The sequence below is a fragment of the Pseudomonas sp. ML2-2023-6 genome, from assembly GCF_037055265.1.
GTDB lineage: Bacteria > Pseudomonadota > Gammaproteobacteria > Pseudomonadales > Pseudomonadaceae > Aquipseudomonas > Aquipseudomonas kulmbachensis.
Window position 1 is genome coordinate 3219765 of the sequence record NZ_CP146347.1, and the last position, 14135, is coordinate 3233899.

7 protein-coding genes and 1 pseudogene are annotated in these 14135 nt (G+C 59.5%); 2 read left to right on the forward strand and 6 right to left on the reverse strand.

Annotated features, from left to right (window positions below):
- Positions 1-907: 907 nt before the first annotated feature.
- The 5 genes and pseudogenes from V6L79_RS14740 to V6L79_RS14760 all read right to left on the reverse strand — a co-directional run.
- Positions 908-1054, reverse strand: a pseudogene (locus tag V6L79_RS14740) (ATP-binding protein); the annotation flags it as partial.
- 258 nt (positions 1055-1312) lie between these two features.
- Positions 1313-1645, reverse strand: a complete 333-nt coding sequence (locus tag V6L79_RS14745) for an isochorismate lyase (RefSeq protein ID WP_261742219.1) — start codon at positions 1643-1645, stop codon at positions 1313-1315.
- 30 nt (positions 1646-1675) lie between these two features.
- Entirely contained in the window at positions 1676-2899 is a 1224-nt protein-coding gene (locus tag V6L79_RS14750; protein ID WP_338579055.1) for a histidine decarboxylase, read from the reverse strand.
- 39 nt (positions 2900-2938) lie between these two features.
- On the reverse strand, positions 2939-4774 hold the full coding sequence (locus tag V6L79_RS14755) for a (2,3-dihydroxybenzoyl)adenylate synthase (RefSeq protein ID WP_261742221.1): 1836 nt from the start codon (positions 4772-4774) through the stop codon (positions 2939-2941).
- Between the two features lie 26 nt (positions 4775-4800).
- Positions 4801-5976, reverse strand: coding sequence for an isochorismate synthase MenF (locus tag V6L79_RS14760; protein WP_405046595.1), 1176 nt, complete (start codon positions 5974-5976; stop codon positions 4801-4803).
- Positions 5977-6089: 113 nt separating this feature from the next.
- Here V6L79_RS14760 and V6L79_RS14765 point away from each other — a divergent pair, with 113 nt between their 5' ends.
- Together V6L79_RS14765 and basC are read left to right on the forward strand one after the other, a co-directional pair.
- Positions 6090-10430 carry an amino acid adenylation domain-containing protein gene (locus V6L79_RS14765; protein WP_338579057.1) on the forward strand — a complete coding sequence of 1447 codons (4341 nt, stop codon included), beginning with the start codon at positions 6090-6092 and terminating at the stop codon, positions 10428-10430.
- 31 nt (positions 10431-10461) lie between these two features.
- Positions 10462-11781 carry a putative histamine N-monooxygenase gene (basC, locus tag V6L79_RS14770; RefSeq protein WP_338579058.1) on the forward strand — a complete coding sequence of 440 codons (1320 nt, stop codon included), beginning with the start codon at positions 10462-10464 and terminating at the stop codon, positions 11779-11781.
- Between the two features lie 45 nt (positions 11782-11826).
- Here the strand turns inward: basC and V6L79_RS14775 are convergent, their stop codons facing one another.
- Positions 11827-13938: a condensation domain-containing protein gene (locus V6L79_RS14775; RefSeq protein WP_338579059.1), complete on the reverse strand. Its 2112-nt coding sequence runs from the start codon at positions 13936-13938 to the stop codon at positions 11827-11829.
- Between the last annotated feature and the right edge of the window lie 197 nt (positions 13939-14135).

Sequence of the window (14135 nt, forward strand, 5' to 3'; positions counted from 1 at the left end):
GCGGGGAGAAGAGCCTGCAGTTGGCCGAAGCGATCTCGAGCAACGATTTCTCAACGCTCAGAACGACATCAAGTCATGGACGGAGAGAAACGACCTCTGGGACGACAGCGGCTTCACTTCATATGCAGAGCGTGTGTGAGGTGAGCCAGGATAGGAGGCAGTGGTCTTCATCCTTTAAAGCAGTGGAGATCTCGCTCGCTTACTGGACGAAGATATTGACCCTCCTTTTCGGGCTTAGTTTGATCAGATCTGCGAGTCGCATGGCTTCTGGTTCGAGAACAATGATGGTTACTCCTGCTATTTCTTCCAACGACCGCTGCGGTTGGCGTTCCTGGACAGGATTTTCAGGATTTCAGAGGCGCCAGGAGATCGCTTCAAGTCTACAAACGGACGTGATTGGATCGCGCTCGACGGCGATTTGAGAGCAGCAGCGTGTGACTTTTCGAGAAGGGGGCTGTTGGACTTCAGGCTGAGGGCATTCTTTTCAAACAATCCAAAGCATGCCTTCAGATATGCCCCCAATGTAGCAATCCACTGGAAGTGTATGGATCTCCATGGTCTATGAAAACGCAGAAATGATCAGATAAACAGCCCGCCAGACGGCCCCTAAAGACTCTCAGCGTCGCCAAAGAACATTTTGACTTGGCTCTAGGAAAGTGGTTTCAGCTTAAAAGATAGAATTATGCCCCCAATTGCGCCTAGTGTTCGAGCGAAACTGGGGTTGGCTGGGGTGTAGGGAAGTGGCACGTTCAAAGGTTCTCCCTTGGTGAACCGGAACCAAAGCAGGTTAGGCGTAACCCAATTCTTGTTCGGCCCTGCTAATGCAAAGTAACCGGTTCGGTTTCGACACATGTCGGGTAGCGAGGCGCAGCACGCGGGCGGTCGAATGCGAGTGCCCGCGTGCTCAGGTATGCTCGTACAGCTTGGACAGCAAGTGAAATGGCAGGGCGCCCCCGCTTTGGTTAAAAGGAAAATACCCCAGCTCATCAAGTATCACCAGGTCTTTGCGAAGCAGTCCCTGGGCTATTCTCCCGGCCTTGCCATCGTACTTTTCAAGACCTCGGCCACCGTCAGTCCGTTGTACTGCACAAGCTCGCTCCAGAGCGACCGGCAGCTTTGACCGATCCAGATATTCAGTTCTTCAAAGGTGGAGTCCCAGCATTTTCCCAAAATCAGGAAGTCTTCTTCAGGATATCCCCAATCGGCAAGTTCAAAGGATCGGGCAACTATTCGACAGAATTGGGTGAGGGGGCGAGGTGAGTTTCAAGTCCAGCCTCGTGGGTGGACTTGAATTGGCGGGGCTCTCGGCGCTTTAGCGGGTTTTTTCGGTGCTTCGCTCCGAATGAAGCGCCTGCCAATGTGAAATCTGCTGTTGGATGTTCCAGTAAATGATGTGCTCGTAGAGTTTTTCCACAAAATCCACATCGAATCCAGCGTCGACGGCCCAATCGCGGCGGTCCTGCAGCATCGCCGCAACCCGTTCCGGTGCGGGGATCGCTTGTTCGTTGGCCTTGAAGCGCACGGCGGCCTTCACGTAACCCAAGCGTTGTTGCAGTGACTCCAGTATCTGGCGGTCGAAAAAGTCGATGCCGGCGCGGATGTCGGTGAGGCTTTCGCACGCCTCGGGTTTTTTCAGTGACGACATGGTGTTTGTCTCTAATAAAAAAGTTCGGTTTCAGATGACGTCGAATCGTGGGCATGCCAGCCGGGAAGCGGCGGGCGGGCGTTGGTGAGTGCCTTGATGGGTACGGGTAGCGCCAATGCCCCAGGCATCGGTGTCACGCTCGGCGATGACCTCATCGATCAAGGCATCGATCATGCAGTTGTCGTGATGATGGGGCGTGGTGATCAAGTGCGCGGTGTCGCCGGAGGTAGCCAGGCAATACTTTTTCGCGATGCGTTCTGACGGGCATGGAAACACCACGGTGATGGAGTTTTCATTGCGCCATGCATCGATGCCGGCTGCCTGAAAGCGATCCACGGCATATTGCGCCTGGTCCAGGCAGTGGCGGATACGCTGGCGCCAGTCGGCGAACGAGTGGCTGCGCAGCGCTGCCCACATCATCAACGGCGTGTGGCCATTGCGTGAGCCGCTGATGGTTTTGTCATGGGCCAGGATGTAGTCGACTTCCACGGAAATGCGCGCCACGTTCTTGCGCTTTGCCACCACGATGCCGCACGGGATCGGCGACCCGATCATCTTGTGCCCGGACACGCAGATCGAATCGATGCCATCTGCAAATGTGAAGGGTTGCGGATGGTCGACGAAGGGCAGGATCATCCCACTCAGCGCCGCGTCGGCATGCAGGTAGTAGTCGTGCCGGGCAATACCCGCCAGTTGCAGGCGTTGTTGGATGGTCGCGATGTTGTCCACCGCGCCACGCATCGTCGTGCCGATATTGGCGAAGATGATCGGGTGACGCTCCTGGTCTGCGGCGATCTTGAGCATCAGGTCGTCGTAGTCGATCTCGCCGTTGGGCAGGGATTCGACGGCACGGCATTTGATGCGCAGCAGCTTGACGATCTTGGCCACCGAGTAGTGTGTGTCCTTGGAGTAATACAGCGTGCCGTCGGGGAACAATTCGCGGGCCAGGTAGCAGCCGAACATATTGCCTTCTGTGCCGCCATTGGTGACGTAGCCCCAGCTGTCTTCTAGTTCAATGTCGAACAGCTGGGAGAAGTACGTCATCACGTCCTTTTCAAAGCCGAACGAGTTCAGCACATAGTTGCTGTACTCGTTCCAGTCCCCGCAGTTGTTGATCGAAAACTGCAGAAAGCGGTGCAACTGGGAGTAATCGAAATCGGCGGATTCGGGGTAGCCGATATTGAAGTACTGGTGGGTCACGCAGTGCTGCCAGAAGTGTTCAAGCCTGCTTTGGTCGGCCGTTGATAAGGTCATCTCTAACTCCTTTTAAATCGACTGGGCGAAGCGGCCCGGTCAGGCCGCTATTTGCCGTGTGTCCACCAGCAACCACCAGCTGGCGAGCGTGGGCGAGTCGGCCAGCTCTTCAAAGGTGACGGTGATGCCACGTTCCTTGAGTTCGGCGGCGAGTTTCATCACTTGCAGGGAGTCGAGTCCGTAGAAAATCAGGTTTTCCTCCGGGTCCAGTTCTTCACCGTCTTCGATCAATTGCAACACGCGGGTTTTCAGCCAGGCGCGGGTGGTTTCCGCCGTCAGCAGTTGGCGCAGCTGTTTTTTGTCGATCTTGCCTACGGCGGTGAGCGGCATGGTGTCGATCAGCCGTATGCGGTCGGGCAGTTTGTATTCGGCGATGCCCAGCTCCATCAGGTGGCGGCGCAGGGCGGGCGGCTTGAGGTTGGGATTGCGCGAGACGACGAAGGCGCAGCTCTTTTCCCCCAGTGCGGCGTCGGGCATGGCGACCAGCCCGGCATGGGTGACGTCGGGGTGCAACACGATGAGGTTTTCGATCTCTTCGGAAGCGACTTTTTCGCCACCTCGGTTGATCTGATCCTTGACCCGGCCGACGACGCGCAGGTCACCGCTGGGCGTCATTTGCACCAGGTCACCGGAGTAGTAGTAACCCTCGTTATCGAAGGCTTGGGCGTTCTGTTCGGGGCTCTTGTAGTAGCCGCAGAAGGTGTAGGGGCCCCGGGTAGCCAACATGCCGGGCTCGCCGTTCGCTACGGGCACACCTTGTTCATCGACGATTTTGATTTCGTCCCCTGGGCTGATCGGGCGGCCTTGGGTAGTAAAGATTTGCTCGTCGGTGTCATCTAGGCGGGTGTAGTTGATCAGGCCCTCGGCCATGCCGAACACCTGCTGCAGCTTGCAGCCGAGCACACCGGGGACCTGGCGGGCCAGCGAGTCGGCGAATACAGCGCCGCCGACCTGGAGGTATTCAAGCGATTGCAGTTGCTCGCTGTGCTCCGGCGCGGCTTGCAGCCACAACGCGACGGCACTGGGCACCAGGGCGACGGTGTTGACTTCGTGGCGCTGGATCATTGCGAAGCAGGTCTGCGGCTCTGGGCTCGGTGCCATGATGATGGTACCGCCCGCGTACAACACGCCCAGAGCGCCCGGCGAGCTGAGCAGGAAGTTATGCGCTGCCGGCAGGGCACACAGGAAGCGTGTTTGTGCGGTCAGGCCGCACACCTCGGCACTGGTACGGGCGTTGTAGTGGTAGTCATTGTGGGTGCGTGGGATGAGCTTGGGGGTTCCGGTGCTGCCGCCGGACAACTGGAAGAGGGCAACTTCATCCGGTGCGCTGGGGGAGAAATCCACGCGGCTGTCGCTTGGGCTTTTGATCCAGGCAGCCAGGTTGTTGGGGGCGTGCTGTTCGCCGAGGAACAGCGTGACCTGAGGGCTTGCGCCGACTTCGTTGAGGTCGGCGAGGTAGCCGTCATCACGAAACACTTCATGCTCACGGGAGGCGATCAACAGCTTCGGCGTTATTTGTTTGGCGTAGCTCTTGAGTTCCAGTTTGCGATGGCTGTAGAGCGCGTTGAGCGGCACGATGCCGGCCTTGAGCAACGCGAACAGCACGATGTAGAACTCGGCGATGTTGGGCAGTTGCACCAGCGCGGTGTCGCCGTGGCCAAGCCCGTTGGCGGCCAGGTGCGAGGCCAGGTTGGAGGACAGTTGGTCCAGCTCGCCGTAATTGAAGCGACGCTCGCCGCAAATGATCGCGCAAGCCTGGGGCTGTGCTTGGCTGCGGGCCTGGAGCAAGTGGGTGAGGGGTTGATCGATCCAGTAGCCGTTTTCCCGATAGCGTTGTGCTCTGTCGAGGGGCCAGTGCGTGAATTCTAGAGTCATGGGGGTCACTGATAAAAATGGGGAAGTTAGTGGGCCAGGCCGCATGCGCGCAGCATGGTGCCGAGCTTGGTCTGGACTTCTGTCCATTCGGAGTCGGGGCTTGAGGCTTCGACGATGCCGGCGCCGGCGAACAGGCGGACCTTGTTGCGCTTGATGGTGCCGCAGCGGATGGTCACGACCCATTCGCCGTTACCTTGGGCGTCGCACCAGCCGACCATGCCGGTGAACAGGCCTCGCTCGACGTGTTCGACGAAGCGGATCAGGTGCCGGGCGCGTTCGGTCGGGAAACCACAGACCGCAGGGGTAGGGTGCAGGCGGCAAGCCAGCTGCAGGGCCGAGATATTGGGGTCGGCCAGGGTGCCTTCGATACGGGTGGAGAGGTGCCACAGCGCAGGCGTGCTGATCAGGCTGGGGCGCCGTGGCACGTTCAGTTGTGTGCACAATTCACCGAGCTGGGAGGCGATGTCTTCGGTCACCAGGCGGTGTTCGTAGTGGTCTTTTTCCGAGGCGGCCAGCCAGTCGGCGTTGCGACGGTCGGCTTCGGGGTCAGCCATGCGCTTGGCCGAGCCGGCCAGGGGGTTGGACACGAAGTCCAGGCCGTCCTTGTGCACAAGCAATTCGGGGCTGACGCCGATCAGCGTGGCGCCGTCCGGCATGGGCACGCGGAAGTGGTAGCCGCTGGGGTTCTGGGTACGCAGATTGTTCTGCATGGTGCTCACGTCCACATCTTGGGCAAACAGCAATTCGCGCTGAACCGAGAGCACTGCCTTGCGTACGTCGCTGTAGCGGAAGTTGACGATGGCGTGTTCGACCGTGCGCTTGAAGCCTTGCTCGTCCGGTATGTTTTTTTGTTCAAGCAGTTCCGGCATTGAGGCCGCACCGGTTTGCACGGCACCGCTGCGGGCGCGCCACTCGGCGTGTTCGGGGATGTAGAGGCAGGACGCTTCAGCGGGATCGAAGGGGATGGCGCCGACGATGATCGGGTTGGCCTGGCCCGCTTTGCGCGCTTGTTCAAAGGCATGCGAAACGGTTTTTTGAAACAGGCTGCTGGCGTTTTCGCCGGCGATGGCCGGAGTTTCGATGCGTTGCAATATGCCGCTGACAGCTAGTTCATGATCACCGGAGGTGAATGAAAAACTCCGCGTTGGGTCCAGCTGTTGCACCTCATCCATGTCGCTCGTCCTAAGGGTGCCCGTTCTCATTTGCAGAAAGCCTCCGTGGCTTGTGGTCAAAAATTTTTACCTTGAAATATAATCATTATCGTTTCTAATAGGTGACGCTAATCATTTAGATTTGTCAATCACATGAGTGGACCATGAGAGAGTTAACTTCGATGCAAGCCGCCTGTTGGATCGGGCGTACTGCTCATGCCTTTTTAGGGAGAGTTTCGGCTCATCTTTATGTCGAGTTCGATGGACATTCCATCGAACTCGACCGGTTACGCGAAGCGCTTGGGCGGGCCAGCCTGCTGCATCCGATGCTGCGGATGCGGGTGGATGCGCAAGGGCTGCAATCCATTGCTGCCGTGGACCAATCGCCTCAGTTGGAAGTCGAAGACCTGCGTGCGATGACCGAGCCGGAGGCCGCCCGGCACCTGCTAGCCAAACGGGAAACGTGGACACATCAGCAACTGGACCTCGGTCATGAGCCGGGCGCCCGGTTTTCAGTGAGCCTGTTGGCGGACGATAGGTTTCGCCTGCATGTCGATACCGACATGATCGCCATCGATCCATCCAGTTTCCGCACGCTGATGGAAGACCTGGCCCGGCTTTACGAGCAGCCCGATGACACGCTGCCGAATACGCCATCCTTCTTTGATTGGTACGATAAGGTCCGTGTCGACCCGGCACTCAAGGCCGCCCGCGATCGCGACCGTGCCTGGTGGCGTGAGCGCCTGGCGCACGTTGCCCCGGCACCCACCTTGCCATTGCTTGAACACCCGCCGGAGCAAGCGCATAGCCACCGACTCCATACCTGGCTGGGTCCCGCCGAGCGCCAGGCCTTGGAACAAGTGGCACGGGAACGCAGGATTACCCTGTCGACCTTGATGATGGGGCTGTTTGCGGCGGCGCTCGGGGCGCAGACCGGCGACCGTAGTTTCCGTCTCAATGTACCGACGTTCTGGCGCCAGCCGTTGGTGGATGATGTTGAGCGCGTGGTGGGTGACTTCGCCAATGTGTTGATTCTGGATGTTGACATCGAGTCCGCCGCCACGCCGGCCGCGCTGTGTGCGCAACTGGCGAAAAAAGTGGTCGGCCTGCTTGAGCATTGTGCCTATCCGGGCGTGAATGTGATGCGCGATCTGTCCCGCCATCAGGGCTCACCACAGCTGGCGCCGGTGGTCTTTACTGCCGCGCTGGACATGCCCGGCGGCGACTTGCTTTCGCCGCGCGTGCGGCGTGTATTCGGCTCGATGAATTGGGTCATCTCCCAAGGGCCGCAGGTGGCTCTTGATGCACAGATTGCCTGCGCCGATGGCGGTATCCTGATCAATTGGGATATCCGTCTTGATGCGTTGCCACTGCCGTGGGTAACGACGCTCTTTGACCGTTTTGTGGCGATCACGCAGGAAGTGGCGGCCGATTCTCGTGCGTTGGATCAAACGCTCAACGTCGGTGTTTCGCGCACTCTCGAAAAACCGCTGTCAGCCCTACAGCAGGCGTACTTATTGGGCCGTGGCACTCAGATGCCTCTTGGCGGTGTGGCCATGCAGGAGTTTCGTGAATACCACGGGGCCATGGACCCGACGCTGCTGCGCAGTCGCCTGGTGGCGATGGTGCAGCGCCATGACAGCTTGCGCACACGGGTGGATGCGCTCAAGTTGGTGAGTTATGTCAGCGATGAAACTTGCATCAATCTTGAGGAAGTTGACCTCACATCGATGTCGTCGCAAGCAGCGCTGGCGCACGTCGATGAGTATCGTGAGGCATACGCCCACACCATCTTCGAGCTGGACCGTTCGCCTTGGAATGTCACGATCTTCCACCTGCCCGACGATCAGCTGACAGTGTTCGTGCGCCTGGATGCGTTGATCCTCGACGGCCGCTCCATTGCTGCGTTGTTGGTCGAGCTGTTCGATGGCCTGATAAGCGATGAGCCCGCTGCCGAGGCTGTGCCTGCCTCTGTGGATCAGACGTGCCAGCGCAAGGCCGACGCGGTTTACTGGAAGACCAAACTCACCGACGTGACGGGCGCACCACGCCTGCCATGGCGCGTGCCGCTCGATCAAGTGCGGGCATCGCGCTACGAGCGCCAAAGCCGACAAGTGCCCAAGGCGGTATTCAACGCATTCTGCAAATTAGGCGCCCGGCAGCGGCTATTCAAGAACTCCGCCCTGATGGCGCTGGTGATGGAAGTGCTGTCCCACTGGCTCGATGAAGGTGGCTTGTGCGTGGCGGTACCGGTTGCGCCGCAAACGGGCGGTGCATTTGCCAACCGTTCCAGCTTTATCGCGATCAACCGAAGCGAGGCTCCCAGCACCTTTACGGAGCGTGCGGCGAAGCTGCAAGTGGACGTGCTGGAAGGGCTGCAACACTTGGCCTATTCGGGCGTGGACCTCGCCCGGTTGCTATTCGAATCCCACGGCCCTGGACCGGTGCTGCCGGTGGTGATTACCAATGGTTTTTCCTGGCCGGTGTTGGCGGCGGATAGTCTCATGCAGTTGCAAGGCGGCCTGACCCAGACGCCTCAGGTGGCCATGGATATTCGCTTCTGGACCAACGCCGAGGGCGCGCTGGTGCTGGATATCGACTATGCACGGGAAGTCCTGGACCCAGCGGTGGTTCACGACATCCTGGATGCGCTGGAAAAGGCCATCAGCCAAATCAGCGCCAGCGGTGAGTTCACCATGGACGCCGCCGCGATCATCGACACGTCTCACTATTGCCTCAATAGCTCGACGACCGAAGCTAGTGCCGAAGGGTTCCTGGCGCAAATCGCCAAGCACCTGTTCGACCCCGCCAACCAACGGATCGCCCTGATCAGCGGCGAGCGGCAGATCAGCTACGCCGAACTGGGATCGGGCGTGTCGCGTGTCATTGCGGCGTTCAAGGCCCGTGGCATCGGGCCGGGCCAAGTGGTCGCCATCTGCCTGCCACGCAGCCCGGAGCACACCATGCTGACCTTGGCCTCTGCATTGACGGGCGTGATCTGGGTGCCTATCGACGCCTCGGCGCCAGAAGAGCGTCGGCAGTATCTGTTGGAAAACTGCCGGCCAGATCTGGTGGTCATCAGCTCGGGCGAGACGGTCGGGCATGCCCAGGCCACGCCGAACGAGTTGCTGGCCGGGCCGCAAGCCAGTGCGCCAATATTGGATGATCGCTCAATGAGCGAAGCGCCGGCGTATTACCTCTACACCTCGGGCACCACTGGCAAGCCCAAGTGCGTGGTGCTGTGCAACCGCGCCACGGCCAATGTCATCGGCAGCACCTTGTCACACTGGCGCGTGAGCCAGATCGACGTGTTCATGTCGGTAACCCCGCTGCACCACGACATGTCCGTATTCGATGTGCTCGGCTGCCTGACGGCCGGCGCCACTCTGGTACTGCCTGGCGTCGGCGAGGAAAAGGATGCGGTGCGTTGGAATCAGTTGATCGCCAGGCACCGTGTGACGCTGTGGTGTTCCGTACCGGCTATTCTGGAAATGCTGCTGTCGTGCCGTGGCGAACATGACTTGGCCAGCCTGCGCCTGATCGCCCAGGGCGGCGACTACATCAAGCCGGGCGTGATCGCCGAGTTGCGCGGGCTGCTGCCATCGTCCCGCCTGATTTCCCTGGGCGGGCCGACAGAAACCACGATCTGGAGCATCTGGCACGACATCACTGCCGATGACCAGCTGCAAATTCCCTACGGGCGACCGTTACTGGGCAACCGCTATCTGGTTCTCGACGCCCAGGGAGCGCATTGCCCAGCAGGCGTTGTCGGCCGCATTCATACGGCAGGCGTCAACCTGGCCCTGGGCTACCTGGAAAACGGCGCGCTGGCACAAACCGAATTCATCAGCGTCATCGATGAGCACGGCCGGGCCGTACGTGCATTTCGTACCGGTGACTGCGGGCGCTATCGCCATGACGGCACGTTGATGTTCGACAGCCGCGTGAATGGCTACGTGAAGGTGCGCGGTGTGCGCGTGTCGATGCCCGACATCGAGATCGAGCTGATCAAGCATCCTGCGGTCAGGCACGTGCTGGTGGTGGACTACGGCGAACAGCGCCAGGGCGAGGTCAACATCGGTGCGCTGTACGTGAGTGCCGAAGACGCCGCACCCTTGACCGCCGCCGCGTTGCGCCAGTTCGCCCGCGAGCACTTGCCGCAATCCCATGTGCCCACGCAATTCCTGGCGGTGGAGGTGCTGCCGTTGTCGCAAAACGGCAAGCCTGATCGCCCGCGTGCCCGCAGCTTGTTGCTGGAGCCTGCCGAAGAGGTCGTTGAAACGCAGGGCAACAAGGTCTTGGCAATCTACCTGAGTGTGTTGGGCAGGCCCTCGCAGGACGGCGCCAATGCCTCGGTCGACTTCATCAGTCTGGGTCTGCGGCCCCAGCATTTGAAAGCCATCGCCGCGCGCTTCCAAGAGGAACTTGCAGTGACGCTTTCCCCCGGACAATTACTGCGTTGCCGTAACGCACAAGATGTCGAGCGATTGCTCGCCTGCGCATAACCACATAGCAATACCCAGGGAGACAGATTGGATGACGGATTTACCCACTGTAGATATCGCCGGTGTAGGCATCGGGCCCTTTAACCTCGGGTTGGCCGCTTTATTGTCCAAACATTCCGGCGTGACCAGCCTTTTCCTGGATCGCAAAGCTGAATTTCGTTGGCATGAAGGGTTGCTCTTGCCGGGCACCACGTTGCAGGTGCCGTTTCTGGCGGACCTGGTGACGATGGCCGACCCGACGCACGAACTCAGCTATCTGAATTACCTGCACCAGCACGATCGCCTGTACCAGTTCTATTACTACGAGAACTTCCAGGTGCCGCGCCGCGAGTATGACCACTATTGTCGTTGGGCTTCGCAGCAGTTGCCGACGTGCCACTTCGGCGAGGATATCTGTGATGTGACTTACGACGCGGGAGCCGGGAAATTCCTGATTGAAAGCCAGTCCGTGTCAGGCTTCAAGCGCTACTATTCCAGCCGAAACCTGGCGGTAGGCATCGGCACTACACCGATATTACCGCAATGGGCTCAGGTGAAAAGTACGGTACCCATCATGCATTCGGCGGAGTTTGGTAAGCGCCAGGCGCAGTTGTCGGAATGTCGGCGTGTCACCGTGATTGGCTCTGGCCAGAGTGCCGCCGAGTGCGTGCTCGCATTGTTCAATGAGCTGACCCCCGAGCGGATTGCCGCAGGCGCCTCGATCTGCTGGATCACTCGTTCGGCGGGTTTCCATCCCATGGAATACTCCAAGCTGGGGCAGGAGTGCTTTACGCCGTCCTACATGGAGTACTTCCACAGCCTCCCGCGTGAGCGCCGTCGTGAGGTCGTGGCCAAGCAGGGCTTGTTGTACAAGGGCATCAGTTTTTCCACTATCGCCGCTATCTACGACTTGATCTATGAGCGCTCCATTGGCGGCAGTGATCCGAGTCTGACGTTGCTGTCGAACTGTGAAGTCGAGACGGTCGAGGATGTCGCCGGTACGCTGCGTATTGCCTATCGGCATCGTGAACTGGGCCAGACCAGCAGCCTGGAGGCGGACGCGATTGTGGCCGCGACGGGCTACGGGCATGCCTGGCCGCAGTGGTTTGAGCGGCTCAAAGGCACGGTGCTGGAAACCGATGAGTACGGTGATTGCCTTGTGGAGGATGACTTCACCGCACGTCGCTGTGATGACGGGGCAGGGCGTATCTTTGTGCAGAACGCAGAGATCTTCCAGCATGGCGTGGGCTCGCCGGACCTGGGCGTTGCCGCGATTCGTAATGCGAGCATTGCCAATCAACTGCTCGGCCGGCCGCACTACCGCCTGCCCAAGCGCTCGTCGTTCCAGCGTTATGGCATGCATGAGGTTTAGTGCGTGAAAGGCAGGGCCTTGGTGTTACCAAGGCCCTGTTGAAGGTCAGACGCGGATGTGGTCCAGGGTGATGCCGTCGGCGCCAGGTGTCGCGAACAGCGCGAACATCTGCTCGATTGTAGCGCTCATGCGGGTCATCTGCGCTGCGCTGTAGCGATCCGAACGGTAGGTAATCACCAGGCGCAATGCGCGTTTGCCGTCGAGCGTGTTTTCCATGATCTCGAACTGAATACCGAACATCGACTGGTTCTTGTCCGGGTCAATCTGGCGGTAGCGGATCGCGCCGTTATCCGGTGTGCTCAGGGCGCCGTTCAAGGCGTTGTTGGCGTGAATCTGGATGTACACGTCGAACAGCAGTCCATCCGCTGGCGTCATGCCCAGGGCCTGTTGAATCTGCTCCATCGGCACATCGGCGTAGGCCATCGAATCGTTGATCAAGCGGCTGACGTTTTCAATCATGGCGCCGACGGCTTGCCGGGAATCGAATTGCACGCGGTGCGCGACCATGGTGGTGAAGTAGCCGACCGTGTCGTAATACGCGGGATCTGTGCGACCGGAAGCCGACGTGCCCACTACCAGGTCTTTCAAATCCCCGAGCTTGTGCAGGGAGAGCACGATTGCCGAATAGACCACGCCGAACAGTGAAGCGTTGTTCTGCCGGGCGAAGGCGTACAGGTGGTCGGTCGTGCCTTGGGTGGGCTTGATCTCAAACCACTGGGCCTTGGTCGATACCTGTGCGGGCTGTGCCTCGGAGGAGGGCAGCGTCAGGCCACGGGTGGCATCGCGCAGCATGCTGGTCCAGTAGTCGAGGTGCTTCTGGTTGATCCCGGCAGCTTGCTGGCGCACGGCGAATTCATGGAAGGACGGTGCCGGGCTTTTCCAGACGGGCGCTTTGTCGGCCGCACGGGCCAGGTAAGCCTGGGCCAGTTCTTCCATCATCACGTTGAGCGACCATTCATCAATGGCCATGTGATGGACGAGCAGCGACAAGGTTTGGCGTTGATGTTGCGCGTCCTGAATGAAGCGCACCCGCAGGGGCAACTCGCGGGTCAGATCGAACTGATAGGTGGCTTCGCTTTGCAGGGTGGCACCCTGGCTTTCGCGGCTCGGCCAGAACCACTTGAACTGCGGTAGCTGCGAGGTTGGCACGATTTGCTGGTAAGCCTCGCCACTCTCGAAGTGGAAGGTGCTACGCAGGCTGGCATGACGCTCAAGCAGGTCATGGAATGCCTGCTCCAACAGCGCTTCGTCCACCGTGTCGAGAAACTCCATGGCAAACGGCAGGTTGAAGATCGTGCCGAATTCGAAGGCGGCGTAAGCGCGTCCGAGGGATGCCTGGGCGAGTGCAAACGGTGCTTTTTGTACGTCTTGCGGCGAGCAGGTGGCGGTCGTTGGTGCAGCGTTTCTCGCGATGACCTGGGCGCGTGCCGCCAAGGCGGTTGCCGAGGGTGCGCTGAAGAAATCGTTGAACTGGACTTCGATGCCGTGGCTGCTCAACAGCTTGCCGATGATGCGGGTGGCCAGCAGCGAGTGGCCGCCAAAGTCGAAGAAGTCATCCGTCGCCAGCATGCCCGGTTCCGCCAGGGTTTCGCGGAACTCGGCGAGGATAATGGCTGCAACTTCAGGTGTTTCGGTTTGGGCGGAGTTCTCGCCGATGTCCGCCTGGCAGTGCAGCCAAGGCAGTGGCGTATCTGCTGTGTGCATGATCTTGCGGTACAGGTCGTTTGCCTGGCAGGTCTGGTCAAGAATCGGGTGAAGGACCAGCGCCAGGATGGGCGCATCCGGCGTTTGCATAATCAGCGCCTTGAACGGCGGCTGATGCTCAGCGTCCCACGGCGCGGCTTGTTCGGGGAGCAGGTAGTGGCTGGCGTCACCGGTCACCTGAATGCGCTCGATGCACGCTTGCCAGTCGCGCGCCTGGACCTTGTCGACTTCGCCGTCATCGTTGAACTGGTAGCGGGCATTCAGCTCGGGGATTGATTCGATCACCGCCTGGAGTGCTGACTCCAGTCTTGCGGAATCGGCATCCGCGTCGAGTTTCCAGGCACTCAAGTGCTTGAGAATGCGATCAGGATATTGCTGCTGCAAAAGCCAGATATGCGCTTCGTAATCGGTGGCAGACCGTTTCGAAAACGTATCTGGAGTGAGTTCCATCATGGAAGTTTCCCGCCTTATCAAACTGAACAGTAAGAAGTAGAGATGGCACCAAGTGCCGACAGACCCATCCTCGGTCTGGTGTAACGCCTGGGAACCCGGGCGTCAGAGGACGTGCAATCCGGTTGCGTTGCAGGAGCTTTATGAACACCGTATGATCGCAAATAATAATCATACATATTCGCATTAGTCAAAAGCTG

What these genes read in the sequence shown, in the direction of transcription:
- V6L79_RS14755 (WP_261742221.1), bottom strand. Translation starts at nt 4,774, where the DNA reads ATGACTCTAGAATTCACGCACTGGCCCCTCGACAGAGCACAACGCTAT.
- V6L79_RS14775 (WP_338579059.1), bottom strand. Translation starts at nt 13,938, where the DNA reads ATGATGGAACTCACTCCAGATACGTTTTCGAAACGGTCTGCCACCGAT.
- V6L79_RS14765 (WP_338579057.1), top strand. Translation starts at nt 6,090, where the DNA reads ATGAGAGAGTTAACTTCGATGCAAGCCGCCTGTTGGATCGGGCGTACT.
- V6L79_RS14750 (WP_338579055.1), bottom strand. Translation starts at nt 2,899, where the DNA reads ATGACCTTATCAACGGCCGACCAAAGCAGGCTTGAACACTTCTGGCAG.
- V6L79_RS14760 (WP_405046595.1), bottom strand. Translation starts at nt 5,976, where the DNA reads ATGAGAACGGGCACCCTTAGGACGAGCGACATGGATGAGGTGCAACAG.
- V6L79_RS14745 (WP_261742219.1), bottom strand. Translation starts at nt 1,645, where the DNA reads ATGTCGTCACTGAAAAAACCCGAGGCGTGCGAAAGCCTCACCGACATC.
- basC (WP_338579058.1), top strand. Translation starts at nt 10,462, where the DNA reads ATGACGGATTTACCCACTGTAGATATCGCCGGTGTAGGCATCGGGCCC.